The sequence below is a fragment of the Leisingera sp. G5_S3_59_S7 genome (genome assembly GCF_054968485.1).
Genome location: NZ_JBQKUH010000003.1, coordinates 66,446 through 91,675, shown reverse-complemented (window position 1 = coordinate 91,675; position 25,230 = coordinate 66,446). Strand labels below are relative to the sequence as shown.

General features: G+C 62.6%; 28 protein-coding genes and 1 riboswitch. Of the genes, 22 read left to right on the top strand and 6 right to left on the bottom strand.

Annotation, left to right across the window (positions count from 1 at the left end):
- The first annotated feature begins 2 nt into the window (after positions 1-2).
- The 4 genes from ACTRWG_RS02920 to ACTRWG_RS02905 are packed head-to-tail and all read left to right on the top strand — an operon-like array spanning position 3 to position 4,780.
- Positions 3-1,298: an ArgE/DapE family deacylase gene (locus tag ACTRWG_RS02920; RefSeq protein WP_322786335.1), complete on the top strand. Its 1,296-nt coding sequence runs from the start codon at positions 3-5 to the stop codon at positions 1,296-1,298.
- Between the two features lie 11 nt (positions 1,299-1,309).
- The gene (locus ACTRWG_RS02915) at positions 1,310-2,485 is read left to right on the top strand and encodes a thiolase family protein (protein WP_027234949.1); all 1,176 of its coding nucleotides are present in this window, start codon (positions 1,310-1,312) and stop codon (positions 2,483-2,485) included.
- Between the two features lie 10 nt (positions 2,486-2,495).
- A complete protein-coding gene (locus ACTRWG_RS02910; RefSeq protein WP_036797181.1) occupies positions 2,496-3,656 on the top strand; it encodes an amidohydrolase in 1,161 nt (386 codons plus the stop codon).
- 2 nt (positions 3,657-3,658) lie between these two features.
- Positions 3,659-4,780, top strand: a complete 1,122-nt coding sequence (locus ACTRWG_RS02905; RefSeq protein ID WP_036797179.1) for an alanine racemase — start codon at positions 3,659-3,661, stop codon at positions 4,778-4,780.
- A 126-nt stretch (positions 4,781-4,906) separates the two neighbouring features.
- On the opposite strand, the gene ACTRWG_RS02900 is transcribed toward ACTRWG_RS02905, so the two are convergent.
- Positions 4,907-5,383, bottom strand: coding sequence for a MarR family winged helix-turn-helix transcriptional regulator (locus ACTRWG_RS02900; RefSeq protein ID WP_027234946.1), 477 nt, complete (start codon positions 5,381-5,383; stop codon positions 4,907-4,909).
- 195 nt (positions 5,384-5,578) lie between these two features.
- On the opposite strand from ACTRWG_RS02900, the gene ectA reads away from it, so the two are divergent.
- From ectA to ehuR, 5 genes are all read left to right on the top strand, one after another.
- Positions 5,579-6,127 carry a diaminobutyrate acetyltransferase gene (ectA, locus tag ACTRWG_RS02895; RefSeq protein WP_245597339.1) on the top strand — a complete coding sequence of 183 codons (549 nt, stop codon included), beginning with the start codon at positions 5,579-5,581 and terminating at the stop codon, positions 6,125-6,127.
- A 62-nt stretch (positions 6,128-6,189) separates the two neighbouring features.
- The gene (gene ectB / locus ACTRWG_RS02890; protein WP_027234944.1) at positions 6,190-7,479 is read left to right on the top strand and encodes a diaminobutyrate--2-oxoglutarate transaminase; all 1,290 of its coding nucleotides are present in this window, start codon (positions 6,190-6,192) and stop codon (positions 7,477-7,479) included.
- Between the two features lie 3 nt (positions 7,480-7,482).
- Positions 7,483-7,875, top strand: coding sequence for an ectoine synthase (locus tag ACTRWG_RS02885; RefSeq protein ID WP_027234943.1), 393 nt, complete (start codon positions 7,483-7,485; stop codon positions 7,873-7,875).
- Positions 7,876-7,906: 31 nt separating this feature from the next.
- Positions 7,907-9,343: an aspartate kinase gene (locus tag ACTRWG_RS02880; RefSeq protein WP_027234942.1), complete on the top strand. Its 1,437-nt coding sequence runs from the start codon at positions 7,907-7,909 to the stop codon at positions 9,341-9,343.
- A gap of 63 nt (positions 9,344-9,406) precedes the next feature.
- Complete coding sequence (ehuR, locus tag ACTRWG_RS02875) at positions 9,407-10,786, top strand: MocR-like ectoine utilization transcription factor EhuR (protein WP_462828931.1); 1,380 nt, start codon at positions 9,407-9,409, stop codon at positions 10,784-10,786.
- A 392-nt stretch (positions 10,787-11,178) separates the two neighbouring features.
- Here the strand turns inward: ehuR and ACTRWG_RS02870 are convergent, their stop codons facing one another.
- Entirely contained in the window at positions 11,179-11,877 is a 699-nt protein-coding gene (locus tag ACTRWG_RS02870; protein WP_245597338.1) for a TetR/AcrR family transcriptional regulator, read from the bottom strand.
- A gap of 88 nt (positions 11,878-11,965) precedes the next feature.
- Between ACTRWG_RS02870 and ACTRWG_RS02865 the strand changes: the two genes are divergently transcribed.
- The 11 genes from ACTRWG_RS02865 to ACTRWG_RS02815 all read left to right on the top strand — a co-directional run bounded on the left by ACTRWG_RS02865 (position 11,966) and on the right by ACTRWG_RS02815 (position 19,189).
- Entirely contained in the window at positions 11,966-13,360 is a 1,395-nt protein-coding gene (locus ACTRWG_RS02865) for an aminotransferase (RefSeq protein ID WP_027234939.1), read from the top strand.
- 341 nt (positions 13,361-13,701) lie between these two features.
- The gene (locus ACTRWG_RS02860; RefSeq protein WP_462828930.1) at positions 13,702-13,974 is read left to right on the top strand and encodes a hypothetical protein; all 273 of its coding nucleotides are present in this window, start codon (positions 13,702-13,704) and stop codon (positions 13,972-13,974) included.
- Positions 13,884-14,177, top strand: coding sequence for an agmatine deiminase family protein (locus ACTRWG_RS02855; RefSeq protein ID WP_462828951.1), 294 nt, complete (start codon positions 13,884-13,886; stop codon positions 14,175-14,177). Before ACTRWG_RS02860 ends, ACTRWG_RS02855 begins: the two co-directional genes overlap by 91 nt.
- Positions 14,143-14,292 (top strand): agmatine deiminase family protein, encoded by a 150-nt coding sequence (locus ACTRWG_RS02850; protein WP_154667757.1) that lies wholly within the window; start codon positions 14,143-14,145, stop codon positions 14,290-14,292. Before ACTRWG_RS02855 ends, ACTRWG_RS02850 begins: the two co-directional genes overlap by 35 nt.
- A gap of 297 nt (positions 14,293-14,589) precedes the next feature.
- The gene (locus ACTRWG_RS02845; RefSeq protein ID WP_027234936.1) at positions 14,590-15,483 is read left to right on the top strand and encodes a protoglobin domain-containing protein; all 894 of its coding nucleotides are present in this window, start codon (positions 14,590-14,592) and stop codon (positions 15,481-15,483) included.
- A 1-nt stretch (position 15,484) separates the two neighbouring features.
- Positions 15,485-15,841: an STAS domain-containing protein gene (locus ACTRWG_RS02840; protein WP_027234935.1), complete on the top strand. Its 357-nt coding sequence runs from the start codon at positions 15,485-15,487 to the stop codon at positions 15,839-15,841.
- On the top strand, positions 15,838-16,254 hold the full coding sequence (locus ACTRWG_RS02835; protein WP_036797176.1) for an anti-sigma regulatory factor: 417 nt from the start codon (positions 15,838-15,840) through the stop codon (positions 16,252-16,254). Before ACTRWG_RS02840 ends, ACTRWG_RS02835 begins: the two co-directional genes overlap by 4 nt.
- A gap of 74 nt (positions 16,255-16,328) precedes the next feature.
- The gene (locus tag ACTRWG_RS02830; protein WP_462828929.1) at positions 16,329-16,892 is read left to right on the top strand and encodes a SpoIIE family protein phosphatase; all 564 of its coding nucleotides are present in this window, start codon (positions 16,329-16,331) and stop codon (positions 16,890-16,892) included.
- Complete coding sequence (locus ACTRWG_RS02825) at positions 16,889-18,067, top strand: sensor histidine kinase (protein ID WP_462828927.1); 1,179 nt, start codon at positions 16,889-16,891, stop codon at positions 18,065-18,067. The genes ACTRWG_RS02830 and ACTRWG_RS02825 overlap by 4 nt, the downstream gene beginning before the upstream one ends.
- Positions 18,060-18,452 (top strand): response regulator, encoded by a 393-nt coding sequence (locus ACTRWG_RS02820; protein WP_259971973.1) that lies wholly within the window; start codon positions 18,060-18,062, stop codon positions 18,450-18,452. Before ACTRWG_RS02825 ends, ACTRWG_RS02820 begins: the two co-directional genes overlap by 8 nt.
- A 107-nt stretch (positions 18,453-18,559) precedes the next feature.
- Complete coding sequence (locus tag ACTRWG_RS02815; RefSeq protein ID WP_027234930.1) at positions 18,560-19,189, top strand: chorismate--pyruvate lyase family protein; 630 nt, start codon at positions 18,560-18,562, stop codon at positions 19,187-19,189.
- Between the two features lie 56 nt (positions 19,190-19,245).
- Here the strand turns inward: ACTRWG_RS02815 and ACTRWG_RS02810 are convergent, their stop codons facing one another.
- The 4 genes from ACTRWG_RS02810 to ACTRWG_RS02795 are packed head-to-tail and all read right to left on the bottom strand — an operon-like array spanning position 19,246 to position 23,105.
- Complete coding sequence (locus ACTRWG_RS02810; RefSeq protein WP_245597337.1) at positions 19,246-19,782, bottom strand: PqiC family protein; 537 nt, start codon at positions 19,780-19,782, stop codon at positions 19,246-19,248.
- 22 nt (positions 19,783-19,804) lie between these two features.
- On the bottom strand, positions 19,805-21,889 hold the full coding sequence (locus ACTRWG_RS02805) for an MlaD family protein (protein WP_462828926.1): 2,085 nt from the start codon (positions 21,887-21,889) through the stop codon (positions 19,805-19,807).
- Complete coding sequence (locus tag ACTRWG_RS02800; protein ID WP_462828925.1) at positions 21,886-22,521, bottom strand: paraquat-inducible protein A; 636 nt, start codon at positions 22,519-22,521, stop codon at positions 21,886-21,888. The genes ACTRWG_RS02805 and ACTRWG_RS02800 overlap by 4 nt, the downstream gene beginning before the upstream one ends.
- Positions 22,488-23,105, bottom strand: coding sequence for a paraquat-inducible protein A (locus tag ACTRWG_RS02795; protein WP_259971978.1), 618 nt, complete (start codon positions 23,103-23,105; stop codon positions 22,488-22,490). The genes ACTRWG_RS02800 and ACTRWG_RS02795 overlap by 34 nt, the downstream gene beginning before the upstream one ends.
- 240 nt (positions 23,106-23,345) lie before the next feature.
- On the opposite strand from ACTRWG_RS02795, the gene ACTRWG_RS02790 reads away from it, so the two are divergent.
- Both ACTRWG_RS02790 and ACTRWG_RS02785 read left to right on the top strand, forming a co-directional pair.
- Positions 23,346-23,732: a hypothetical protein gene (locus tag ACTRWG_RS02790; protein WP_462828924.1), complete on the top strand. Its 387-nt coding sequence runs from the start codon at positions 23,346-23,348 to the stop codon at positions 23,730-23,732.
- A gap of 4 nt (positions 23,733-23,736) precedes the next feature.
- Positions 23,737-24,780 carry a succinylglutamate desuccinylase/aspartoacylase family protein gene (locus ACTRWG_RS02785; RefSeq protein ID WP_462828923.1) on the top strand — a complete coding sequence of 348 codons (1,044 nt, stop codon included), beginning with the start codon at positions 23,737-23,739 and terminating at the stop codon, positions 24,778-24,780.
- Between the two features lie 118 nt (positions 24,781-24,898).
- A riboswitch (cobalamin riboswitch) is annotated at positions 24,899-25,092 on the top strand.
- Positions 25,093-25,230 lie beyond the last annotated feature (138 nt).

The window sequence follows — 25,230 nt, the reverse complement described above, 5'->3', positions numbered from 1 at the left end:
TCATGATGCAAGATGATCTGAAAAACCGGCTGTGTGACACCGTAGACGCTGGTTTCGACCGGCAAGTCCGATTCCTGTCCGAGCTGACGGCGCACCCGTCGACGCGGGGCAATGAGCAGTCGGCACAGGATTTCATGGCATCTGAACTGGCCGCGCGCGGTTATGAGGTCGACCGCTGGCAGATTGACGTTGCCGGGATCCGGCATTTGCCCGGGTTCTCACCGGTGCTCGGTCCTTATGAAGATGCCGTCAACGTAGTGGGCATTCACCGCGCTCAGGCGCCTGCAGGCCGCTCGCTCATCCTGAACGGGCACATTGACGTGGTGCCCGCCGGGCCGCTGGACATGTGGGACAGCCCCCCGTTCGAGCCGCGTGTGGAAGCAGGCTGGCTCTATGGCCGCGGCGGCGGGGATATGAAGGCGGGCCTGGCTTCGAACCTCTTTGCGCTGGACGCTCTCAGGGCCTGCGGGCTGGCCCCTGCCGCGGATGTGTTCTTCCAATCCGTGGTCGAGGAGGAGTGCACCGGCAACGGCGCGCTGGCCTGCCTGGCGCGGGGCTATACCGCTGACGCGGCTTTGATCCCCGAGCCGTTTTCCGAACGTCTGGTCACCGCGCAGCTGGGCGTGATCTGGTTTCAGGTGCATCTCAAAGGCCTGCCGGCTCATGTCGCCTATGCCGGCAGCGGAGCCAACGCGATCGAGGCGGCCTTTCCGCTGATCCGGGCGCTGCATGAAATGGAGCACCGCTGGAACGCAGCCGGGAACCGCCCGGCCGATTACGCCCATATGGATCACGCGCTTAACCTGAACGTCGGCAAAATCGAAGGCGGCGACTGGACCAGCTCGGTGCCCGCCTGGTGCGTTTTCGATGTGCGAATGGCAATATTCCCTGGCCAGTCCATCGACGCCGCAAAGGCCGAGATCGAACAGGTGATTATGGATACCGCGCGCGAAAATGACTTCCTGCGTAATGCCTTGCCCGAGATTGTCTATCATGGCTTTCATGCCGAAGGGTACGCGCTGTCGCAGGACAGTTCCGCCAAAGCCGCGTCCGCGATTGCCGCGCTTGATCAGGCGCACCAATCCGCCACCGGTGAGGCCCTGGCGCGCGAAGCGATCACCGCCACCACCGATGCGCGTTTTTTCGGCCTCTATGCGGACACTCCGGCGCTGGTTTATGGCCCGCGCGCCGAAGCGATCCACGGTTTCAATGAACGCGTCGACCTGGAAAGCGTACGCCGCGTCACCAGGGCCACAGCCATGTTCATCGCCGATTGGTGCGGAACCGAAGAGATCTGAGGACCTTTCACATGCGCGACGCCTTCATCGTTTCCACCGCCCGCACGCCGATAGGCAAAGCCTATCGCGGTGCGTTCAACAATCTCGAGGCGCCGGGCCTGGCCGCGCCCGCAGTCACAGCAGCCCTCGCCGCCGCCGGAGTGCAGGGCGGTGACGTCGAAGAGGCCGTTTTTGGTTCGGCATTGACGCAAGGCACATCCGGTGTGAACGTCGCCCGCCATATTGCCCAGGCTGCCGGGCTGCCCGACAGCGTCGCCGGGGCCACGGTGGACCGCCAGTGCGCCTCGGGCCTGAACGCCATCGCGATGGCCTCGCACATGGTGCGGTGCGAAGAGGTCAGTATTGCGCTGGCCGGTGGGCTCGAAAGCATCTCTTTGGTTCAGAATGCGCATTGGAACGGGCATCGCTATCGCGATCCGAATGTTCGGGACGGTTATTATATGGCCATGCTGGACACCGCCGAAGTGGTGGCCGGCCGCTATGGCGTGACACGAGAAGCACAGGACGCTTATGCGCTGCAAAGCCAGATCCGGACTGCAAAGGCGCAGCAGGCCGGGCTGTTTGCTGATGAAATCGTGCCCGTTGACGCGGTCAAGGTTGTCACAGACAAGGCGAGCGGGGAAACCCGTGAAGAACGGGTCCGGCTGGTGCAAGACGAATGCAACCGCCCCGGTACTACCTCTGCCGGGCTGGCGGGGCTGGCGCCGGTGCGCGGCGCGGGGAAAACCGTGACTGCAGGGAATGCGAGCCAGCTCTCCGACGGCGCGGCGGCCTTGGTGGTGATGGAGGCCGGCGAGGCCCGCCAGCGGGGACTGACCCCATTGGGAGCCCTGCGCGGCTTTGCTGCCGCGGGTGTTGCTCCCGAAGAAATGGGCGTCGGCCCGGTAGTGGCCATTCCGCGCCTGCTGGAGCGAGCCGGGCTCAGCATGGATCAGATCGGCCTATGGGAAATAAACGAAGCCTTTGCCGCGCAGCTGCTCTATTGCCGCGATGCTCTGGGCATTCCCGATGACCGGCTGAACGTGAATGGCGGCGCGATTTCCATCGGCCACCCCTATGGCATGTCCGGCGCCCGCATGGCGGGGCACATCCTGCTGGAAGGCCGCCGCCGCGGTGTGACGTGGGGCGTGGTATCCATGTGTGTCGGCGGCGGGCAGGGCGCCGCCGGGTTGTTCGAGATTTTCTAAGGAGGTTCTGATGGCCGCTCTTTCTGCTGAACAGATCAGCCAGCTGACGGCTTTGCGCCAGGAGTTGCACCGCCGCCCCGAGATTTCCGGTGAGGAGGCCGGAACCGCTGAGCGCATCGCGGCCGAACTGACCGCGCTGGGGGCGGACCGGATCTGGCGCGGCCTCGGCGGTCATGGTGTTGCGGCAGAGTTCACCGGGGCGCAGGACGGCCCCGCCGTGCTGTTCCGATGCGAGCTTGACGGGCTGCCGATCCGCGAAATCTCGGATCTGCCTTACAGGTCGGAGGTAGAGGGCAGGGGGCATTTGTGCGGCCATGACGGGCATATGGTATCGGTTCTGGGGGTTGCGATGCGGCTGGCCGGCTGCCGCCCTGCCGCCGGGCGCGTCATTGTGCTGTTTCAGCCGGCCGAAGAAACCGGTGCCGGTGCCGAGGCGGTGATCAAGGATCCGCGCTGGCCCGAAATCCGCCCGGACTTTGCCTTTGCTTACCATAATGTGCCCGGCCGGCCGCTCGGCGAGATTGGCCTGCGGCCGGGGGCGGGCAATTGCGCTTCGCGAGGGATGCAGATTCTGCTGGAAGGAAAGAGTTCGCATGCTGCAGCCCCCGAGGACGGGATTTCGCCCGCCAATGCAATGGCGGAGCTGATGGCCGGGCTGCCGGCACTCAGCCAGGGCGTAATCGGTGATGCCGGTTTTGCGCTCAGCACCCTGACGCATGTGAAACTGGGCGAACCTGCTTTCGGTATTTCGCCAGCCGACGGGGAGATGCGCGTCACGCTGCGCTCAATGACGAATGAGCGGATGGACACCCTGATCGCCGAGGCGCGAAGACAGGTCGAAAGCAGCGCCGTCGGCCTGAAAGCGGAGGTACGATGGCACGATGTTTTCCGCGCAGTCGAGAACGATGAACAGGCCACCGAAATCGCGCAAGAAGCGGCGCAAGCGCTGGGGCAGACCTGCCGCGACATGCCTGTCCCGATGCGCTGGTCCGAAGATTTCGGGCGCTTCGGAGAAGACGGAGCCAAGGCGGCCTTGCTCTATGTCGGATCCGGTGAGGAGCATCCCCAGCTTCACAACCCGGATTATGATTTCCCCGATGCGCTCCTTCCGATTGTGACAGATTTGTTTTGCGGGATTGCCGATAGACTTCTCGGGCGGTCGCAGGCCTGAAGATGCCGGACATCTGCCCTGCCTCGTGGTGCACAGTTCACCGCGACCGCATTTCGAGAAACCTTGAGCTTGCTCTGGGTCTCGTCCCGAAGGGCAGGCGCTTTTGTGCCGTGCTGAAAGCAGACGCCTATGGTCACGGCATTCAGCAAGTTGTTCCCCTGGTGCAAGAACAGGGTGTCAAATGTATTGGCATCACCAGCAATTCCGAGGCGCGGGCCGTGCGCCAGGCGGGCTTCAAAGGGGCTGTCATCCGCCTTAGGGCGGCAGCGCCCCAGGAAATTGAGGGGGCTTTGGAGGACCGGGTCGAAGAACAGGTTGCCTCGCGCCGAGCCGCACAGCAAATCCGTGCCAGCGCAAAGGCCGGACGGTACAAGGCCAGTGTGCATCTCTCTTTGAACGCAGCAGGAATGTCGCGCGATGGGTTGGAAGTCTCGACGGAGGCCGGCAAGGAGACTTGCCGCGAAATTCTGGACTGCCTGGGGGAGCGCATTGGCGGGATCTGCACTCACTTTCCGTCAAATGACCGGCCCGAACTGCAGCAAAGCAACCGGCTGTTCCAGCAGCAGGTTTCCTGGGTGTTTGAAAACAGCAATTTGGAACGGTCTGATGTTGTCGTTCACGCAGGCAGTTCGCTGACACTGATTTCAGAGACCGCAATTGAAACAGACATGTATCGCTGCGGTGCCATACTGTATGGGATATTGAAGCCGGAACTGGGCTTTTGCAGCACGATGGACCTGGAAGCGCGCGTGGTGAGCCTGCAAGACTACCCTGAAGGGTCAACCGTTGGTTATGACAGGGAGCACCGCCTTAACCGGGCCCGCCGCTTGGCCTGTATTGCGATCGGGTACGAAAACGGTTTCAGGCGGCTTTCTCGGAATGGCAGCGTTGTTGTGGGCGGGCGCTTTCTGGCGCCAGTGATCGGCAAGATCTCCATGAATGCGATTGTAGCTGATGTGACCGGAGCTGACGGCATTCAAGTCGGCGACACAGTCAGCGTGTTCGGCGGCCGGGGGGCTGCACCGATCCGGCCGCTTATGGCCGAAAGCCAGTTCCGCACGATCATGGCGGACCTTTACACCGACTGGGGCAGGCGGAATTACCGGTACTATATCAATCAATAGTCTGCGGATGGTATCGCGAAGACAGCTCCGGCTGTGCTGAGCAGCCGCCGCGGACAGCCCTCCAGGTGTGGTTCAGCTTGACCGTTGCTGCATGTCCAGCCGTACAGCAAATGCTGCAAATCCAGTTCACGAAGTGGTCAAGGATTCTCCTGTATCCAAAACCGGCGCCGCATCAATGTCCTCCGCGTCCAGCATGGCGGCGACACGCTCCAGCGCCGCAATCAGCCCCGCTTGCTCCCAATCTTCCATCGCTTCAAATTTACGGACGAACCGCTGCTGAAGGGGGTCCGGAGCTTCCGTAATTGCCCGGCGGCCTTTTGCGGTAACGGAAATATTGGTTTGACGCCGGTCTGCCAGCGATTTTTCACGCACAGCCATCTCCTTGCGCACCAGTTTGTCGACAAGTGAGGTCACGGTAGCTTGGGAGATCCGCATCTGCTGGGAAATCGCCTTGGCTGTGCAGCTCTCATTTCCGGCGATGATTTGCAGAACCCGGAACTGCGGAGCCGTCAGGTCGACTGATTGGGCAAGCTCGCGCCCGAACATGTCGGTCGCGCGCAAAATCCGCCGCAGGGCTATCAGACTGGCATCAATACGGTCCATCTTCAGTTTCTGACAGAGCCCGAAGCGATAATCAAGCCGAGCGGAACCGCGGTTTTGCTTTGACAAGCGAAACACAAGAGGTCGAATGTGCCGACGCTCGCGTGCCTTGTTTTGCAGAAAAACGACACATTGCCGCAATTTGCGACAACCGCTTGAGGGGGGTGCTTTGAGGTGGTACTTAGCTAATCAAATTAAATGGAGGCGCCGAGACAGATGCGGCATGCATTAGAGTTTTTCCGGAAATCAACACCAGCGCTGCGCGAACCTGCGGCCGAAGACGGAGCTGAAATCTGGGAGCTGGTGCGCGCCTGCAAACCGCTCGACGAAAACTCGATGTACTGCAATCTGATCCAGTGCGACCATTTCCGCGAAACTTGCGTGGTTGCTGAGATTGATGGCGAAATCGCTGGCTGGGTTTCTGCCTACGTTTTGCCTGACGATCCGGAAACGCTGTTTGTCTGGCAGGTTGCGGTGTCGGAAAAGGCCCGTGGTGCCGGGCTTGGTTCGCTGATGCTGAACGGCCTGCTGCGCCGCGATGCCTGCAAAAACATCAAGCGGCTGCAAACGACCATCACCCAAGAAAACAGAGCGTCCTGGGGGCTGTTCCACACATTCGCAGCTAACCGGAGCGCGCCGCTGAAGAGCCAGCCCTACTTTACTCAGGCCCGGCATTTCAGGGACCGCCAGAGCACCGAGCACATGGTCACGATCGATTTCTCCGAGGCGCCCGGCAGGGCAGCCTGAGGGCGTTTACATCCATGTGGCGCTTGCCCGTTCTGACCTGCTTAATTCCAAGAGGACACACTATGCCGACTGATACGTCAGCCGAGATTTCTATTTTCAAGCGCCGCGAGTCCGAAACGCGCAGCTATTGCCGTGGCTTCGATACGGTCTTCACCCGTGCCAGCGGATCCGAACTGACGGACGACAAGGGGCGCCGGTACATCGACTTTCTCGCTGGCTGCTCTTCGCTCAACTACGGGCATAACGATCCGGACATGAAGGCGGCCCTGATCGAACATATCTCGTCCGACGGCCTTGCCCATGGCCTGGATCTGCATACCGATGCAAAGGCTGCCTTTCTGGAGGCCTTCGACCAGCAGATCCTGCGGCCGCGCAGCATGGACCACAAGGTAATGTTTACCGGCCCGACCGGTGCCAATGCCATTGAAGCGGCGCTCAAGCTGGCCCGCAAGGTGACCGGCCGCACCAATGTCATTGCCTTTACCAACGGCTTTCACGGCGTCACGATGGGTGCTCTTGCGGCAACCGGCAACGGTTATCACCGCGGCGGTGCCGGGTTGGCGCTGAACGGCGTGACCAGGATGCCCTATGACGGCTATCTCCCCGGAGGCGCTGATACGGCGGATTATCTTGAAGCCATGCTGAACGACCGCTCCAGCGGTGTGGACGCCCCGGCTGCAATTTTGCTGGAAACCGTGCAGGGCGAAGGCGGTCTGAATGCAGCCAGCCCCGAATGGGTGCAGCGCATCGCCGCGCTGGCGAAGGACCACGGCGCGCTGCTGATCATTGACGATATTCAGGCCGGCTGCGGCCGGACCGGAGGCTTCTTCTCGTTCGAGGAGATGGGTATCACGCCGGACATCGTAACCCTGGCCAAATCGGTGTCGGGCTTTGGCCTGCCGATGGCGCTGATGCTGGTGCGCCCGCAGCACGACATCTTCGGCCCGGCAGAACACAACGGCACTTTTCGCGGCAACACCCATGCTTTTGTCACGGCCCGGGTTGCGATCCGCAAGTTCTGGACGGACGACCGTTTCCAAAGGGACGTTGCGGCCAAATCCCGGCTCCTGACAGCTGCCCTGGAGGAGATGAGCGAGCTGCTTCCTGGTTCCTGTCTGAAGGGGCGCGGCATGATGCAGGGCCTGGACGTGGGCTCAGGCGAGCTGGCCGCCAGCATTTGCGCGTGTGCTTTCGAGAACGGTTTGATCATCGAAACCTCAGGCAGCGAGGACCAGGTGGTGAAGGTTCTGGCGCCGCTGACGACAGACAACGAGACTTTCCTTAAGGGCCTGAAAATTCTGCGCGACGCGATCCGCGGCGTGACGGACTCAAGCAAATTCGCAGCGGAGTAAGACATGATTGTTCGCGACTATAACGATATCGTCAAAAGTGAGCGCAACCGCGTTGTTTCAGACGCAAAATGGTCTTCGGTCCGGATGCTGCTGGCGCAGGACGGAATGGGGTTTTCCTTCCATATCACCTTTCTTGAGGCCGGTTCCGAACACACGTTCGAATACAAGAACCACTTTGAAAGCGTCTATTGCATGCAGGGCTCCGGCTCGATCACCGATCTGGCAACCGGCGAAACCCATCTGATCCGGCCCGGCGTCATGTATGCGCTGGATAAGCATGACCGTCACACCCTGCGTGCCGAGGAAGAGCTGGTCATGGCCTGCGTGTTCAATCCGCCGGTCACCGGCAGCGAAGTCCACCGCGAAGACGGCTCCTACGCGCTCGAAACCACTTGAAGAGGCCCCGGTGCCAGCCGGGGGATAGGCAGTGAATTTTCCCGAACATACCGTCGAGAAGATCGGCGGCACGTCGATGTCCCGCATCCGGGAGCTGCGTGACACTTTGATCATTGCTGACCGTTGCGGCAGCGCGCTCTATCACCGGATCTTTGTTGTTTCCGCTTTTGGCGGGATCACCAACTTGCTGCTGGAGCACAAGAAATCCGGGGAACCAGGCGTCTATGCCCTGTTTGCCAACGACGACAACGATCATGGCTGGCTTGATGCGCTGAGCCGCGTGGGGGAAGCGATGGCCGGTGTCCACAACGGCGTTTTGGATAATCCGGCCGACCGGGCGCTGGCTGAAGACTTTGTGCGCGACCGCATTGAAGGGGCCCGCAGTTGCCTGTTCGACTTGCGGCGCCTCTGCTCTTACGGCCATTTTCGCCTGTCGAGCCAGATGATGCTGGTGCGCGAGCTGCTGTCCGGGCTGGGCGAGGCGCATTCTGCATTTGTCACGACCCTGATGCTGCAGCGCGCTGGTGTGAATGCCCGTTTCATTGACCTCAGCGGCTGGCGCGATGAAAGCGAATGCTCGCTCCAGGAGCGGATTGCCGGCGGCCTCAGCTCTCTCGACCTGGCTTCGGAACTGCCTGTTGTCACCGGCTATGCCCAGTGCCGCGAAGGCCTGATGCGGGAGTATGACCGAGGGTATTCCGAGGTTACCTTTTCCAGCATCGCGGCCTTCACCAGGGCAAAAGAGGCGATCATCCACAAGGAGTTCCATCTGTCCTCTGCAGATCCGGCGCTGGTGGGCGCGGATGCCGTGCGCAAACTGGGGCACACGAACTATGATGTTGCCGACCAGCTGTCGAATATGGGGATGGAAGCCATTCACCCCAATGCCGCTAAGATCCTGCGCCAGTCAAACGTTGCCCTGCGCGTTACCAATGCCTTCGAGCCTGCCGACCCCGGCACGCTCATCGACGGTCAGCCTGCCGAAGTCCCGGAAGTTGAAATCGTGACCAGCCTTGATGTTATTGCGCTGGAGCTGTTCGAGCAGGATATGGTCGGCGTCAAAGGCTATGATGCCACTGTGCTTGAGGCTTTGCGCCGCCACAGCGTCCGGATCGTTTCCAAAAGCTCGAACGCGAATACCATCACCCACTATGTCGAGGCATCGCTGAAGGCCGTGCGGCGGGTGGTGAATGATCTGGAGCGTGTCTACCCGTCGGCCCAGGTCGATGCGCGGGCTTTGTCCATCGTCTCAGCCATCGGGCGCGATCTGTCCGGGGTGCAGGCGCTCGGCCGCGGGCTTGCAGCTTTTCACAAGGCAGGTGTCGACGTGATCGCGGCGCACCAGACGCCGCGCAACGTCGATGTTCAATTTGCGGTGCCAAGGACATCAGCGGAAACAGCGGTCGCGGTTTTGCACGCGGCGCTCATTCCGGGCGCCGGTCAGGCTGCAAAAGCAAAAGCGGCGTGAAGCGGCTGCTGGACCCTTGCTGTGCAGCCGGTTCGGCGCGGCGGCCGGGAGCAGGGAACGGCAATGTGGTATCCTGATCCTGAAACGCTTCATTCACCTCTGCACGCCAGCCTGGCAGTAGCCATTGAACAGGCCATTCTGACCAAAGAACTCCCCGCCGGCGCCCGGCTGCCGCCGCACCGTAAGATGGCAGACCGGCTTGGGCTGAGCGTTCACACCGTCAGCAAAGCCTACGAGAGCTTGCGCAAGCAGAACCTGATAGACGGGCAGGTCGGACGGGGCAGCTATGTTTGCGGTCCCGCGCCGCACCCTGCTCCGCAAAGGTCAGAGCGCGAAGGCGGCTTTGATTTCTCCACCGTCAGCCCCGTCCGCAACAAAGAGCACAGCAAGCGGTTTCAGACGTCATTGCAGGAGCTTGCGGCAGAACTGGATCCCTCGGCACTGCAGGCCTGCGGCGCCGTCGCCGGGAGCGGGGCGCACCGGGCTGCCGGGGCCCGGTGGCTGGCAGCCTGCGGGCTTGCGGCTGCACCAGAGCGGGTTCTTTTGACAAACGGCGGCAGCCTCGGAATGTCCGCCGCCTTGTCCGCTCTGACCCGCCCGGGCGACACTGTTTTGGCAGACAGCATTACACACAACCTGCTCGTATCGGGCTGCTCCTACTTGGGCTTGAAGCTTGCGGGACTGAAGGCGGACTCTGATGGCATTTTGCCGGACGCACTGGAGGACGCCTGCCGGACGTCCGGCCCCAAGGTGCTGTGCCTGCGGCCTTCACTGGCCAATCCGGTTCCGGTCATGATGCCGGAGGACCGGCGCAGGGATCTGGCCCGGATTGCGGATGCCCATGATCTCTGTATCGTTGAAGATGATCCGCTTGGCCCCGTGGCAGAGGACCGCCCGCCGCCGGTGTCGGCGCTGCTGCCGGAGCGTTCAGTATATCTGACTACCCTCAGCACATGCGCGATGCCCGGGCTGCAGGCCGGGTACATGGCCGCCCCGGGCCATCTGCGTCCAGCTCTGACAAGCCGCTTGCTGAGCTTCGGAGGAGCGGGCGCGCCATTAATGTGGGAGCTGGCCAGCCGCTGGGTGACGGACGGCACAATGCTGGAATTCACCAGCTGGCAGCGCCACGCCTTCAACAGACGGCACCGCATCGCCAGCCGGGTCTTCCGGGGAGTTTCCTGGAGGGGGCATCCCTCTGCCTTGCATCTTTGGCTGCCGCTGCCTGAAGGGTGGAGTTCCGGCAGCTTTTCGCAATACGCGCGTCAGCTGCAAATAGCTGTTGCACCTGATACGCCATTCCTGGCCTCCGGCACGTGCCCACCTGGCGCTGTGCGGGTTTCTCTGGGTGCGGTGCAGGATGAAAGTCATTTCCGTAAAGGGTTGGAGTTGCTTGCAGCACTTCTAAGGATGGAACCGGGCTGCCTGCCGCATCTGGCGCTTTAGCACCGGCGCCCGGATGGTGGTGTCAAAGCTTGCAAGCGTTCCTTCCGGCAGGGTCGGCCTCGCCGCCTGGATTGCCCGCTGCGCTTGCTTCGATCCTTGGGAATTCCGTTTGATGCAGGAGTGTCTGAAATCCGAATGCCGGACTGCTGCGTTCGGAGCGTATTTGGCTGACATGCGGGTCAGCTCTACAACAAACAGCCAGACCTGTGTCCCGCGCCAGACCCTGCACCCCGCATTAGCGCACAACCGTTGCTGTTCAGAGACTGACAAAAGGTCCACTGCCGGATGGCCTAAGAAACGCCTCGCTGGTCAGGGTCCTTGCCGCAGAATGTTGGCCGTTCGCGCTGTAAATCCGCACCTTTGCTTCAGAGCCCAGACTCCCGCTGAACCTTTCAAAGGTCGAAGTGATCCGGAAAAAGACTGTTTGCGATGTAGAGGCAGACACGTTCGGCGCGGCACCGGTCGAATTCTTCTGAGTGGAGATGGAAATCTGTCCACATGCCTTCGAAGAGCGCAATAAAGGCGTCGGCCGCAAGATGGGCGTCGCCATTTGGGTACTTACCCTCGTCGATCAGGCTCTGGCAGATCTCCACGATCGTGTTGTGAAAGCTCGCATCTCTTGAATCGATGTATTTGTGGTACTCGGGATTCGAGCAAGCCTCGGACCTGAACGCGAACCAGATTGCCACATCACGTTCATTCAGAATATCCGGTGACAGATCAACTTTGATAATCCCCATCAGCTTGTCCCTCGCGGAGAGGTCAGGGTTGCGGGCAATCTTTTTCCAGCGTTCGGAATAACTGTTAGACAAGTCTTCAGCGACCGCCAGCAAGAGGTTTTCCTTTGTCTTGAAGTGCAGATTGATCATGCCCCGCGATAGGCCTGATATCTTCTGAATCGCTGCAATCGTCGCCCCGCGGAAGCCGTGTTTGAAAATGGCATCCGCTGCCGAATCCAGAAGGTGGCGCCGGTTCTTCGACTTGCTCAGTTCCCGGGCGTTCTGCCCTTCCTCATGCTGACCGGTGTTGCTCACGTCCTTTGCGAACCTTTCTGACTTGGGTGAATGCCCCTGAGTTTCCAACGGCTTCATACAGCTAAAACCTAATGGCAAAAGCATTTCTTGACAATGAATGAACGTACGTTCAGTTTGTGATTGATGTTACAATCCTGGTGATGCCATGACGCAGCAGACTGCCGACTTCGAAACCGTCCGCGATTGGGACAATGGGAATTTCGTTCATCCGTGGGAGGGAATGGCCTATATCGGCCAGAATGACAGGACTTTCACCGAAGGCGGTGAAGGCATCTATGTCACGACGGAAACGGGCGAGCGCCTGATCGATGGACCGGCCGGCATGTGGTGCGTGCAGATTGGCTACGGCAACACTGAGATCGCCGAAGCAATGGCGCAGCAGGCGCGGGAGCTGGCCTATTTCTCGCCGTTCAACAACGCAAACTCCACCTCTGCGCGCCTGGCCCACGAGATTGCCAAGCGGACGCCGGGCGATCTGAACCACGTGTTCTTTACCACCGGCGGTTCAACTGCCGTGGACAGCGCGCTGCGGTTTATCCAGTTCCGCAACAATGTTCTGGGCCGGCCGGAAAAGAAGATCGTGATCTCACGGCAGAAGGCCTATCACGGCTCGACCTATCTGGCGGCCTCGATGAGCGGCAAGGAACGCGACAAGGGCTGGCTGGACCAGGCATCTCATCTGACCCATTTCCTGCCCAACGTGAATCCTTATGTCCGCGCCGAAGGTCAGAGCATCGAGGCGTTTCTGGATGAGAAGGTGGCGGATCTGGAGAACGCCATTCTGCAGACCGGCGCTGACAAGGTGGCGGCATTCATTGCCGAACCGATCCTGTGTTCGGGCGGGGTGATTGTCCCGCCGGCGGGTTACCACAAACGCTGCCTCGAAGTGTGCCGCCGGCACGATGTGCTTTACATCTCTGACGAAGTCGTCACCGGATTCGGCCGCATGGGCCACTGGTTCGCCTCCCAGAAGGTGTTTGATATCGTTCCCGACATCATCACCTGCGCCAAGGGCATGACCTCAGGCTATGTGCCAATGGGGGCCTGCATCATCTCGGACCGGCTGATCGCCGAGGTATCCGGCGACAAGTCCCGGGATGCGACCTTTTCGAACGGGTTCACTTACTCAGGCCATCCGGTCAGTGCTGCCGCTGCGCTCAAAAACATCGAGATCATCGAACGCGAGGGCATCCTTGAGCATGTGCGGGATGTTACTCCCCATTTCGAGGCCCGGCTCGGAGCCCTCGCGGACCTCCCGCTTGTCGGCGATGCCCGCGGCAAGGGGCTGCTCGGCTGTGTCGAATGCGTGGCAGATGCGTCGGCCGACGATGTTCTCGCACTCGACAAGACCGTGGGCGCCATGATCGATGCGCATTGCCAGGAAAACGGCCTCATCCTGCGCCCGATCATCAACATGTGCGTGTTCTCGCCGCCGCTGATTATCTCCGAAAGCCAGATCGACCAGATGTTCGACATTCTCGAGAACGGCATCCGCAAGACAACCAGCGATCTCGTCAAGCAGGGGGTCAAGCTCGCATGACACAGTACCGTATCGGGTGACCTCGCCGCCCGTAGACGGCAAGCCGGACGGCAGCCGCCGCTTTCTGTCGACATCAATGTCCACTCGGTTAATGGCGGCGTGATCGGCCGGCAGTACGGGTTGCCCAAGCACGACCAGGAGGCGCTGGACGTCCTTGCCCGCCTGTTCCCCGCAGCGGCCCGCCGCATGGTGCCGCAGGGCGCCGGAAGGCTGCTGTATCCAACCGCGATCGGCTCTGAACCGGCGCGCTCGGGGTGCCCGATAGCGTTGGCGCCGCAGTCACGATCAGCCTTCGGCCCGAGCGGGTACACGTCGGCAGCTGCCGCCCGAAAGGGGCCGATGTGGCGGACCCCCGCGGCGGGCTGATCGGCAAGATGCGGGCCGCGGACCCGATCAAGCCGATCGACACCGCGCGGCTAAAAGCCTGGGATGAACTGCTCCCTGCGCTCGCGCAGCTGCCGGAAGTGTCGTCGGAAGGCCAAGTCTGGATGCTGCCGTTTGATCGGGGCCGCACCGGCCTCGTCTGCTGGATCGATCTCGTCGAAGGCAATATCGACCTGAAGACGCTGGCGGACCCCGCGCCCGCACCTGTAATGGCTGGCCGGCCGAGCTGAGCTGCCGCAGCAATCCGGGCTGCATACGGGCGGATTATGCCGGTGTGATGCGCGCAGTGGCAGAGTTCGAGCTGGTGACCGTGATTGCTGATCCCAGCGACGCTTCCGGAGCGCGCGCGGCACTCGAGGGCTGCGGCAACATTGAGATTCTGGAAATCCCGATCAACGATGCCTGGCTGCGCGACAGCGGCCGGATTGGATAGGCTGGTCCCTGGCCGCAAAATTGTGGGCGTGGACAGCACCTTTACCGCGCTCGATGGCGGCGGTATCGGGTGCATCACGCAGCAGCAGCCCGCAGATTCTCTGGCTGCTCCATAAGGCGCCGCCAAGTGTTATAAATAAGAGTTTGCCTCGTCCGGGGCCAGCTCGGAGCGGTGCCTGCCTCATGGGCACCGGCAAGCTCGGATTCGGACCTGAAGCTCGCTGCAGGCGGCCGCACCAGCGCGAAAGGCGGGCTGTGCGGAGCCCTCAGGGCAGGCTGAACCCGGCACCGTCCTCATGCCATTCAACGCACTGATTTTACGGGGATTTATTGGCGTCTTGCTGGCCTCTTTAGGGCTTCATTAAGCATATCGCCAGACTCTCTGAGGGCATTGTCATCGTTGCGAGGGCGCCATGAATGAGGTCATAACTTCGACAATCCAGACCCCGGCCAAAGGGCTGCAGGAACTTTGGGGCTGGTTCGACGTTAGCCAAGACGACAGGGCCCGGGTATCCGGCCTCATGCCTCTGGCAGAACAGAATATCGAGGCAGTCTTGCAGGAATTCTACAGCCGCGAGGGAGGCTACGACCATCCCGGCGGCGAAGCCCGCCCGCATGGCATGCAAGAGGTCAGGGACGAGCAGCGGCGGCATCTGCTGGAGCTTTTTGAGGCGGGCCTCGATCAGAAATACTACAAGGACCGCAAGCGCGCCGGGCTGTTCAACGAAAGCTATGGCATCTCACCCAGCTTCTATCTTGGACTGTACACCTTCGCCATTAACCGGATCTGCGACCTCGTTCGGGAGAGTGCCGATAACGAAGCAGAGGCCCTCGAAACCGAGAAAGCGCTGCGCAAGACGGCGGCGTGCCATCAGGCCATGACGATTGAGGCGTTCTCGGCAGCCAGGAGCGATGCGATTGAACAGCGCGAACGCCAGCTAAGCGAACTGCCGACGCCGGTGCTGCGCCTGCAGGCGGGGCTGCTGCTGGTGCCTGTGGTCGGCGTGCTGGACAGCCACCGGTCGCGGTTTTTGACGATGCAGATTCTGGATGCAATCCGGGATCAGAACGCCCGCGCAGTGGTGCTGGATATTACCGGGGTGGCTGCGGTGGACAGTATGGTCGCCAACCACTTGATACAGACAATGACGGCAACCCGCCTGATGGGCGCTCACTCAGTGCTGACCGGTATCAGCGCTGAGGTGGCGCAGTCTCTGGTGAAAATCGGTGTCACCGGTGAGGCATTGAACCCGGCAGGAGATCTTGAGCGGGGCGTTGAAACCGCGCGCAAGCTTCTGGAGCGCTAGAGTGGTCCGGCGTGTCCCCATTATAAGCCAGGGCGACCTGCTGATCGCAGCGGTGCAGGAGGAGCTGTCCGACAGCGACATCCAGGAAATGCAAAATCAGATCCTGCTTGAGGTTACCCGCCTGGCGGCTTCCAAGGTGATCCTGGATGTCAGCCTGCTGGATGTCATCGACAGCTACGGCACCAGGATGCTGAGCGATATCGCGGCTTCGGTCGCCCTGCGCGGCGCAAAGATCGCGATAGTGGGCATCCGGCCTGAAATCGCAATGGCAATGGTGCTTTTGGGCCTCAAGCTGGAAAATGTTCCCACAGCCCTGAACCTGGATCACGGTATCGCCATTCTGCGAGACGGTCCATGAACGCGCCCGCAGCGGACCCCGCTGTACTGCTGCAGCCGGTATCCTGCGACAGCGATGTCGTGGCGGCCCGCCAGCTGGCACGCCGCCTCGCTGCCGAGCTGGACTTCAGCAGGCCGGACCAGGCTTTGATTGCAACCGCTGTCTCGGAACTGGCCCGGAACATCGTGAACTATGCGCAAGAAGGAGAAGTGGAGCTTTGCACTGCCAGGGGCGGAACAAAGACCGGTATAAAGGTCACGGCCCGCGACCGGGGGCCGGGCCTGGCTGACGTCGAACTGGCTTTGCAGGACGGCTACTCTACCGGCAACAGCCTGGGCCTCGGGCTGCCGGGAACGCGGCGGATCGTCGATCAGTTCGATATCAGCTCAGATCCTGGCCGGGGTCTTGTCGTGACGGTGGTGAAATGGCGTTAAGTGCAGACAGCGGCAGCATCGACTTTGAAACTGGCGGCTCCCGGATAGATTGGGCCGCGGCACAGGCTTCAAAGATGGCAGGCTCTGTGTGCGGCGACGGCTACTTGCTGCGGCGTGCCGGCAACAGGCTGATGGTGGCTTTGGCGGATGGTGTCGGCAGCGGTCCGGGGGCTCAGGACGCAGCAAATGCCTGCCTGGAAGCACTTGCGACGGTCTCCGTCGGTGAAATTGCGGAGCTGTTCGAAGCTGCGCATGACCGCATACGGGGCACGCGCGGCGCGGCACTTGCTGTGGCGCTGATCGACCCTGACAGGGCGGCCGTTGAATGGGCTGCACTCGGGGATGTGGAGGGGGTCATCTGCGCCCTCCTGCCGGGGGGTGAAGACACCGTTCCGATCCTGCAAAAGGGCGGGACCCTGGGGGTGCATTTCCCCGGTGTATTGTCCCAAACCCAGCCGTTCCCGCCAGACCATGCCCTGATCCTTGCCTCTGACGGGGTTTCGCGGCGCTTCCGCGACGCCTTCCCGATGGCCGGCATGCCGCCGCAGGAGTGGGTGGCCTCCTGTCTCGCGACTTTCGGCAAAGACCATGATGACCGCACGGTCCTGGCTGTTTCCCATCAGCGGAGGCGCCCATGACCGGTGTGGACCGGCACCCGGCCAAAGAGACCTTGACGCTGGTGGCTGAACGTTACGAGACAGCCTTGGCCGCCTACATCGAAAGCGGAAATTCAGAGCACCTGGGGGAGGCGTATGAAACAGCGCGTCTTGCCCTGGAAGCAAACGTGCCGTTGCCGGATTTCGGACTGTTGCATTTCGCCGGGCTGCGCAACAGCCTGCTGCCGGCGGGCGCTTCCGGCACATTCCTTGAGCGGGCGGAGGACTTCTTTCTTGAGGGCGTGGCAGTTTATGACATGGCGCTGCGCGGTTACGTCAGCGGCATGGCCAGCCTGAGAAAGGAAATCGCAGAACGCCGCCGTGTTGAGCAGGAATTGCGTGACATCACCTTTGAGCTGGCCCGCCAGCGGGACGAACTGGACCGGGAGGTCCGGACGCGGACAACAGAGATCCGTCTTCGCGCGGAAGAGCTGGAAGGCAAGAACCGGCAGCTGGTGCAGGCCAATCAGGAACAATCCAATTTCACTTATGCGCTGTCCCATGACCTCAAGACACCGATCAACACGCTTTATTGTTTTCTGGAGGTCCTGCTTGAGGATTATCAGGCGGACTTAAAGCCCGGGGCACGGGAGCTCATCAGTGACCTGATCGGCACTGCAGCGCGGATGCGCCAGCTTGTGGACGACGTGCTGGATTACTCGAAAATTGTCGGCCATCAGTTCACCCCGGAACGGGTGGATCTGCAGATGCTGGTGCGGCAGGTTCTCAAGGACATGGATTCCCTGGCGGCCGGCTCGCAGGCCGAAATCCGTGTGGGGGCTTTGCCCGTGGTCATGGGCAGCCCGTTCCAGATACGGGTTCTACTGACCAACCTGCTGTCAAACGCGCTGACCTATGGCAGCAGCGGGCAAAAGGCGCAGGTCAGGGTGGAGTGTGCGCCAGCCGTCACGGCGGGCAAGGTGCGGCTCTCGGTGTCCGACAACGGGCCCGGCATACCTGAAGACATGCAGGAGAGGATTTTTGAGCTGTTCAAGCGTCTGCACCGCTATGACCAATGCCCCGGCTCGGGTATCGGACTGGCCCTGTGCAAACGGGTGGCCGAAACCCACGGAACAGAGCTTCGGGTGATTTCGCAATCCGGGAAAGGCGCGGCATTCAGCGTCGACCTGAATTTGGAGGAGAAGCAGGATGGATAGCCGCGACAAAGTCGTTTACGTCATAGATGATGACAGAATGGACCGGAAGTTCGCAGAACGCATCATCAGCCGGTCGGAGGTGTTCGATAAGTTCGAGCTGTTCGACGGGCCACTGGCTGCGATGCAATTCATCAGCGACGGCGGGCGGCCGCCGGAACTCATACTTCTGGACATCAATATGCCGCCCATCAGCGGCTTCGAATTTCTTGAAAGATACGCCAGCCAGATCCAGGCTCTGGACCCGGTGCCTGTGGTTGTGATTGTCAGCACCACGGTCAATCCGGCGGATCTGGACCGCGCGGCCAAGTTCCCTTTGATCAAGAAATTCCTTTGCAAGCCTCTGTCGCCAGAGCAATTGGCCGAAGCGGCGTCGCTTTTGCACTGAATTGGCCAGGGGTGCGAAACCTCCGCCGCAGGCGGCGGTTAGCCGTTTGACCACGGCGCCGGTGCTGCTATTCCTGTCGCCTGGTCCGATAGAGAAAGTGACAGCACATGAGCACCGGCAGTCAGCATCACAGCACGGGCACGCCGCCCGGCCGGCCGGAAGGAGCGCAAGCGCCGCTGCTGCGCAAGCGGTTTGACGATGGCCTCGCCGCTGGCAGCCCTTTTGCGAAATGGGCGGCGGTCTGGAAAAAGATGCTGCTGGTGCAGGACGGCTCAGCCACGCTGATTTGCGAAACTCTGGCTGACGGGCCGGTGCAGCTGGACGTGCTGCACCAGAAGGTCACCGCGGATGTTCTGGAGGGAGTCAGGGCGCATTTGCCTGGCACGTCCTTTATCGAACGCCAGGTGTGCATGTCGCACCGGGGCGAGGTGATGATGGATAACCTGACCTATGTCGCGCTGGAGCAGCTCGATCCGGAGGTGCAGCGGCATCTGGAACAGGGGCTGTCGCCAATTGGGTACATCTTCGATATCAAGCTGACCCGCAAAAGACCGGTGCCGTGCCCGGACGGGGTTCTGTCCCGGCTCTGGCAGCGCTGCGGCGTGCCCGACCCGGAGGCGGCAAGGAGTTATGTCCTGGAGATTGAAAACACCTCCTGCATGCTGATCACCGAGACCTACCGATCGGGCATGCTGCAAGGGCTGCCGCTGGCCGGGCCGGACGCGCAGAGCGCCTGATGGGACAGCGGGTTTGCCGCACCTGCAGCAGGCACGCCCATCAGCCCGGCTTGCCTTTACATGGACTGGGACACCTGCCGCGCAAGTTCCGCCAGCGCGCGGGAGAGAGCGTCAGCGGCAGCGGATGGCCCGGTGCCGCTGGCAGGCGCTTGAATGTCGAAAGGTCTGACAAATTCGCGCACGGTGCCTTCGGGCGAGGAGACCGCAAACTGGCCGGTCAGCTCGAACACCCCGTCGGCACGCGCATAGGCCTGATCGACCCGCACATCCAGCCGCACGTCCGGGCCGGTGTTCAGCGGCCAGGGCTCCATCGCGGCAGAGGCGCCAGTGCGCTCGTTCAGTCCGCGGGCCAGGGCCGCGGTCATGCCGCGGGCCGGATCATCGGCCCATTGCGCCCCGCCTAGGGCAAACAGCGCGCCGCCTTCGCCCTCTGCAACGATCTCGGAGGCGGCGGCGTAGGAGGGCAGGGAGACCAGCCGCACTTCGATGGTGCGGGAGCGCAGGTTTGCCACTTTTTCACCCGGTGCTGCGGAAATCAGGTAGCGGGCCTCATTGGAGGGGCCGCAGGCCGCAAGCAGGGCAAGGGGAGCCATCAAAGTCAGGGATTTAATCATCTTATTGTCCAAACAGCAGAGAATTCGGGTCGCGTTCAATCTTGCGGGCCAATTGCGAGACGGCGCGGGCGGCTGTCTTGACCTCGCGCAGGGCGTCCAGCGTCTCGGAGTTGAAGCTGGAGCGGGCGCCATAGGAGGCAATCAGCGCCTCTGATTGGGCGACCAGCCGTTCCAGCCGGGCGGAAAGGGCCGGCAGGCCTTCGGCTGCGGCGGCCACGGCATCGGCGGCGCCGCGGGCAGAGGCCATGGTGGCATTGGCATTGTCCACCAGCCCGCCCTGGCGCAGCGCCTCCAGCGTGCGGCGCATCTCATCCAGCGCGCCGGTCAGGGCAGGGGGCAGATCGCGGGCTTCCTCAGTGCCGATCAGCGCATCGGCGCTGTTCATCAGCCGGCTGGCGGAGCGGATCAGCTCTTCGGCTTCCAGGGAATTGGCCTTGGCCGCCAGGGCGCGAAAGTCGCTGACCAGGGCAGGAAGCTCATCCGATGCGGCGGCGAGGCTGGCGGCGGCCTGGCTGCCTTGCTCCAGCGCGGCGCTCAGATTGGCCACCGCATTGCCCTGCTGCACCTCCGTCAGCATGGCGCGCAGGTCCGCCACGGCGGCGGTCAGCTCAGCCGGCAGGGCGCGGGTACCGGGATCTGCGACCAGCGCGCGGGTGTCTTCCAGCAGCGCCACCGCAGCGGCGGGAACCTCGCGGGTGCTGTCGGCAGCGGCCAGGTCTTCGATGCTGGCCAGGGTGGCGATGGCCTGCGCCATCAGCTCCTCAACCGGCAATTCGCTGATGCGCTCCATCGCGCCTTCTGCGGTTGCGGTGAAACCGGGCAGATCGGAGGGGGCGCTGGGCAGTTCGGGGAAGGGCTCTGCGCTGCGGTCTAACTGCGCTGGGGCGGCCTCCTCCAGAGTGACGAGTTCAATAATCAGTTCCGAACTCAGCAGCCCGGCGGAGGCCAGCCGCGCCCGCAGCCCGCCTTCGACCGCTTGCTCCAGGAAATCCAGCACCTCTACCTCTCCGGCACCGGGCGGAAGCCCCATCAGCGCAGGCTGCAGAAGCAGTTTGGCAATCAGCCGCACCTCGGCTTCGTCGCTCTGGTTCTGGATGGCGGCGTTCAGGGTGCTGACCTCGCCGACTTTGACACCGCCCAGCTTGACCGCGGCACCGCTGGCAAGCCCAGCGACCGACTCGTCAAAGGCGACAGCCACCGCCACGCCATCCGAGCGCGACCGCGCAAAAGCGGTGCGGCGGGCGGCGGCCTCGTCCTCGTGAATGTCGAAAACCGTGCCCTTGCCCACCGGCTTGCCGCCATCGAAAACGGTGTCGAATTCGATGCCGCCAGCCACCAGCGAGGCGATGCTGTCAACGTCCAGCGACAGCCCGCTGGCGCCGAAGGAGACGGAAAAGCCGGAGGTGTCCCAGAACCGGGTGGCGGAGTTGATGCGGCGGTCATGCGGGGCGTCGATGAAGGCATCGACGACGATACTGTCGCCGCTGACCGTCAGGCGCGGCTGCTCCAGCCGGCCGACCTCAACGCCGCGGAACAGCACCGGCGCGCCTTCGGAGATCATGCTGCCGTCGGTAGTGCGCAGGGTGATCCGCCGGCCCTCCCGGCCCGGCTGCACCAGAGGCGGCCCGTCTTCGCCCTCAAAGCGGGTGGCGGCCACGCCGGGATCCTGGTCCCAGGTGCCTTCGATATAGACACCCGACAGCACGGTGCTGAGCCCGGAAATGCCGCGCGTGCTGACCTCGGGGCGGACCACCCAAAAGGCGGCGTCCTGATCCAAATAGGGGGCAACCTTCTTGTCGATGCGGGCCCAGACAGTGACCTTGCTCAGGTCTTCAGTAAAGCCGAGCTCCTCAACCTGTCCGATCGCCACATCGCGGTAGCGCACCGTGGTTTCATTGGCCACAATGCCGGAGGCGTTCTCGAAAGTGATGCGGATCAGAACGCCCCGGGCGGAATATGCTTGCCACGCTATACCCAGCGACACCGCCAGCGCCGCCAGCGGCACCAGCCAGACTAGGGACAAATTGCGCCACGGCGACGGGCGCTGCGCAGAAACTTTCATCGTGGCGGGTTCAGGCGTGCTCATTCATACTCTCGCTTTTCCGCGTTCCAGATCAGCCGCGGATCAAAACTTTGGGCTGCCAGCATGGTGAAGGCAACCGACAATGCAAAACTGACCGCTGCAATTCCCGGAGTGACGGCAGCGGCGAAATCCAGCTGAACCAGGGCGGTCAGGATCGCCACGACAAAGACATCAATCATCGACCAGCGGCCGATAAATTCGACAACCTCATAAAGCACCAGCCTGCCGTGCCTGCCAAGAGCCGCGGGCCTGCGGACCGAGACCGCCAGATAGCCGATGGCCAGGAATTTGGCGAGCGGGATCACGATGCTGGCAAAGAACACGATGAAGGCGACACCGTAGGAACCTAGGCTGAACAGCTCCACGATGCCGCCAAGCAGCGTGTTCTCGGAGGCGCGGCCAAACGAGGTGGTGCGCAGCATCGGGTAGATATTGGCGGGGACATAGGCGATCAGCCCCGCCGCCAGCCAGGCCCAGACCCGCTGCAGGCTGTAAGCGGACGGCGGGTTCAGCTCGCTGCGGCAGCTGTAACAGATCTGCGCACCGCCTGGATTGACGGCCCCGCAGGTGCGGCAGCCGGTCAGCCCGGCCTCGGCTGCGGTCAGGAACCGCGGCGGGTCTTCAGGGTTTTCCATACGGTCAGCCTGCAAATGGAACTGTCGGTCAGGATGGTCACCACCAGGAGTGCGGCGAAGGCCCAAAAGGCCGGCCCCAGCCCGACCCGGGCGAGGCCGGACACTTTGACCAGGGCCACCGCGACGCCGATAATGAAAATCTCTGCCATCGCCCAGGGTTTCAGCCGTTCCGCCCAGCGGTAGACAACGGCGGCATGCGGGGCAGGGTGCCAGCCCAGGGCCATCGGCGCCAGGGTATAGACCAGGGCGCCGTAGCGGGCGGCGGGCAGCAGCACGATCAGAAAGCCGGTGGCCAGCGACAGCGGGGCCATCGGTCCGCTGGAAAACGCCAGCACCGCATCCAGCACCGACGCCCGGTGCGACAGCCCCTGCGCCTGCAGCTCCAGAAACGGAAAGCCGGCCGCGGCCGCCAGCAGGATCAGCGCCGTCAGGGACAGCATCGCAATCCGGGTCATCGCCCCCGATTTGGGCGCCGCCAGCACCGTGCCGCAGCGGGCGCATCTGGCGACCGTGTGCTTGGCCACGTCCTGGTTGCGGTGCAGCACGTCACAGGCAGGGCAGGCAATCAGCTGTTCAAGATCCATCTTATCCCTGTAATGTCAGGCGGCCAGCCGCGGCACTGCGTTCAGCCTGCTGCGGTCCGGGGCGCCGGCATCTCCTTGCCCGCGCGCCGGTAGCTGACGAAGGCGCTGCCGCTCATAACCACGAAAAAGCGGCCCAAAGCAATCAGAACATACCCTTATTCCAGATGTACACGCGAGAGCGCCGTGACGTCGCCCCGATCCAGCCTGCGCCGCCTGGCGATTTCCTGAAGCAGCCTCCGCGTGATCCTGTACCGCCCGGAAGCCTCGCCGCCGTATCTGCGTCCATACAGCCCGGCCAAAGTGCGGGCCGTGCTGGCAAAGACGTTTAGTTGCACAATCCGGTGGAGTTTTAGCCTGCGGCTAAACAATCACGCTTGCACAAGGGCCGCAACTCAAGAGCGCGAGGCGGGCGCCACCGCCATCCGCGCCGCCAAAACCAAGGGGTTGAACGCCTGCGGCGTCGATATGCTGCGCGCCAGCTACGGCGCAGTGGTGATGGCGGTGAATTCTTCCCCCGGCCTGGAAGGGGTTGAAAAGGCGTCCAGTCTGGACATCACTGGCAGGATGATCGAATTCCTTGAAAAACACGCCAAGTCCGGCGTCACCAGAACCAAGGGCAAGGGGTAGCAGTATGAGGGGGCGGCAGCATTTCACCATCGGCCACGCCAAGGTGGCGCCGGGCGCGCGGCTGACGGTTGACCTGCCGGTCAGCGTTCTGTCCGATCACACGCCGGTCACCATGTCGGCGCATGTTGTGCACGGCCGCCAGGACGGGCCGGCGGTTTTCGTCAGCGGCGGCGTGCACGGGGACGAGGTGATCGGTGTGGAGATTGTCCGGCGGCTCCTGCGGGCGCCGAACCTGACGACACTTAAGGGCACGCTGATTGCGGTGCCGATCGTCAATGCCTTCGGCTTCATCAACCACTCCCGCTATCTGCCGGACAGGCGCGACCTGAACCGGGCGTTTCCCGGCAGCGAGCACGGCTCGCTGGCCTCGCGCCTGGCGCATCTTTTCATGACAGAGGTGGTCGCCCGCTCGGACCTGGGGATCGACCTGCACTCGGCGGCCGTCCACCGCACCAACTACCCGCAGATCCGCATCTCGCCCGATAATCCGCGCACCCGGGAACTCGCCGGGGTGTTCGGCGCGCCCATCGTGATGCAGTCGCAGCTGCGCGATGGCTCTTTGCGCGGCGCGGCCAAGGAGATGGGCAAGGATGTGCTGCTCTATGAGGCGGGCGAGGGCCTGCGCTTTGACGAGCTGTCGATCCGGGCCGGGCTGGCCGGCATCCTGCGGGTGCTGCGGCACATGGGTATGGTTCCGGCCAAGGGCATTTCCAAACCCAAATCGCAGCCGCAGTTCTGCGCCTCCAGCAAATGGCTGCGGGCGCCGATGGGCGGGCTTCTGCGGGTGTACAAGAACGACGGGGAGCTGGTCCGGCAAGGCGATCTGCTGGGATCGGTTTCCGACCCCTTCGGCGAGCAGGACGAGGAGATCCTGGCCCCTTTCGACGGGCTGATTGTCGGCCGTGCGGTGATGCCCGTCGTTAATGAAGGCGATGCGGTGTTCCACCTGGGCAGGGTGGGGTCGGTCGAGCGGGCAGAGGACTCGGTGGAGGATCTGAGCGCCCAGCTGGAGGACGATCCGATGTTCGACGAGGATGAGATCCTGTAAACCGCGGTGGCGTGCTCCGCGGCCGGGAGGTGTTCCTGCGGATGCCGAAGCAGCCCGCGCCTTTTCCACGGGAATCCAGCAGCGGCTGCAAGTTTTTCTTGCCGCAGCGGAAGTGATGCGCTACGCGCGCCCTACCGGTCCCGCAAGGGCTAAGAGGGAATCCGCGGTGCCCGCCGGGCACCAAACGGAACTGCCCCCGCAACTGTAGGCGGCGAGTGCTGAGCCATCGCGTCACTGGACCCCAGCGGTCCGGGAAGGCGGCCCAGACGATGACCCGCCAGTCAGGAGACCTGCCGGTGAAGAAACCGAAGCACACCGGGCGGGGTTGTCCGGGGAGGTTGCCGGCTGGATGCGCCGCCGCTATCAGGTGCCGCAGAGGAAGGGCCCAGGTCTTCCGCCCTGCCGGTCAATGCCCTTTCACCCGTTCTCCGGTCATTGACATATGGAGAT

What these genes read in the sequence shown, in the direction of transcription:
- ACTRWG_RS02845 (WP_027234936.1), top strand. Translation starts at nt 14,590, where the DNA reads ATGAATGAGGTCATAACTTCGACAATCCAGACCCCGGCCAAAGGGCTG.
- ectA (WP_245597339.1), top strand. Translation starts at nt 5,579, where the DNA reads ATGGAGGCGCCGAGACAGATGCGGCATGCATTAGAGTTTTTCCGGAAA.
- ACTRWG_RS02810 (WP_245597337.1), bottom strand. Translation starts at nt 19,782, where the DNA reads ATGGCTCCCCTTGCCCTGCTTGCGGCCTGCGGCCCCTCCAATGAGGCC.
- ACTRWG_RS02900 (WP_027234946.1), bottom strand. Translation starts at nt 5,383, where the DNA reads ATGGACCGTATTGATGCCAGTCTGATAGCCCTGCGGCGGATTTTGCGC.
- ACTRWG_RS02915 (WP_027234949.1), top strand. Translation starts at nt 1,310, where the DNA reads ATGCGCGACGCCTTCATCGTTTCCACCGCCCGCACGCCGATAGGCAAA.
- ACTRWG_RS02910 (WP_036797181.1), top strand. Translation starts at nt 2,496, where the DNA reads ATGGCCGCTCTTTCTGCTGAACAGATCAGCCAGCTGACGGCTTTGCGC.
- ehuR (WP_462828931.1), top strand. Translation starts at nt 9,407, where the DNA reads ATGTGGTATCCTGATCCTGAAACGCTTCATTCACCTCTGCACGCCAGC.
- ACTRWG_RS02835 (WP_036797176.1), top strand. Translation starts at nt 15,838, where the DNA reads ATGAACGCGCCCGCAGCGGACCCCGCTGTACTGCTGCAGCCGGTATCC.
- ACTRWG_RS02825 (WP_462828927.1), top strand. Translation starts at nt 16,889, where the DNA reads ATGACCGGTGTGGACCGGCACCCGGCCAAAGAGACCTTGACGCTGGTG.
- ACTRWG_RS02785 (WP_462828923.1), top strand. Translation starts at nt 23,737, where the DNA reads ATGAGGGGGCGGCAGCATTTCACCATCGGCCACGCCAAGGTGGCGCCG.
- ACTRWG_RS02800 (WP_462828925.1), bottom strand. Translation starts at nt 22,521, where the DNA reads ATGGAAAACCCTGAAGACCCGCCGCGGTTCCTGACCGCAGCCGAGGCC.
- ACTRWG_RS02905 (WP_036797179.1), top strand. Translation starts at nt 3,659, where the DNA reads ATGCCGGACATCTGCCCTGCCTCGTGGTGCACAGTTCACCGCGACCGC.
- ACTRWG_RS02805 (WP_462828926.1), bottom strand. Translation starts at nt 21,889, where the DNA reads ATGAGCACGCCTGAACCCGCCACGATGAAAGTTTCTGCGCAGCGCCCG.
- ACTRWG_RS02830 (WP_462828929.1), top strand. Translation starts at nt 16,329, where the DNA reads ATGGCAGGCTCTGTGTGCGGCGACGGCTACTTGCTGCGGCGTGCCGGC.
- ACTRWG_RS02920 (WP_322786335.1), top strand. Translation starts at nt 3, where the DNA reads ATGATGCAAGATGATCTGAAAAACCGGCTGTGTGACACCGTAGACGCT.
- ACTRWG_RS02795 (WP_259971978.1), bottom strand. Translation starts at nt 23,105, where the DNA reads ATGGATCTTGAACAGCTGATTGCCTGCCCTGCCTGTGACGTGCTGCAC.
- ACTRWG_RS02815 (WP_027234930.1), top strand. Translation starts at nt 18,560, where the DNA reads ATGAGCACCGGCAGTCAGCATCACAGCACGGGCACGCCGCCCGGCCGG.
- ectB (WP_027234944.1), top strand. Translation starts at nt 6,190, where the DNA reads ATGCCGACTGATACGTCAGCCGAGATTTCTATTTTCAAGCGCCGCGAG.
- ACTRWG_RS02885 (WP_027234943.1), top strand. Translation starts at nt 7,483, where the DNA reads ATGATTGTTCGCGACTATAACGATATCGTCAAAAGTGAGCGCAACCGC.
- ACTRWG_RS02850 (WP_154667757.1), top strand. Translation starts at nt 14,143, where the DNA reads ATGCCTGGCTGCGCGACAGCGGCCGGATTGGATAGGCTGGTCCCTGGC.
- ACTRWG_RS02820 (WP_259971973.1), top strand. Translation starts at nt 18,060, where the DNA reads ATGGATAGCCGCGACAAAGTCGTTTACGTCATAGATGATGACAGAATG.
- ACTRWG_RS02870 (WP_245597338.1), bottom strand. Translation starts at nt 11,877, where the DNA reads ATGAAGCCGTTGGAAACTCAGGGGCATTCACCCAAGTCAGAAAGGTTC.
- ACTRWG_RS02865 (WP_027234939.1), top strand. Translation starts at nt 11,966, where the DNA reads ATGACGCAGCAGACTGCCGACTTCGAAACCGTCCGCGATTGGGACAAT.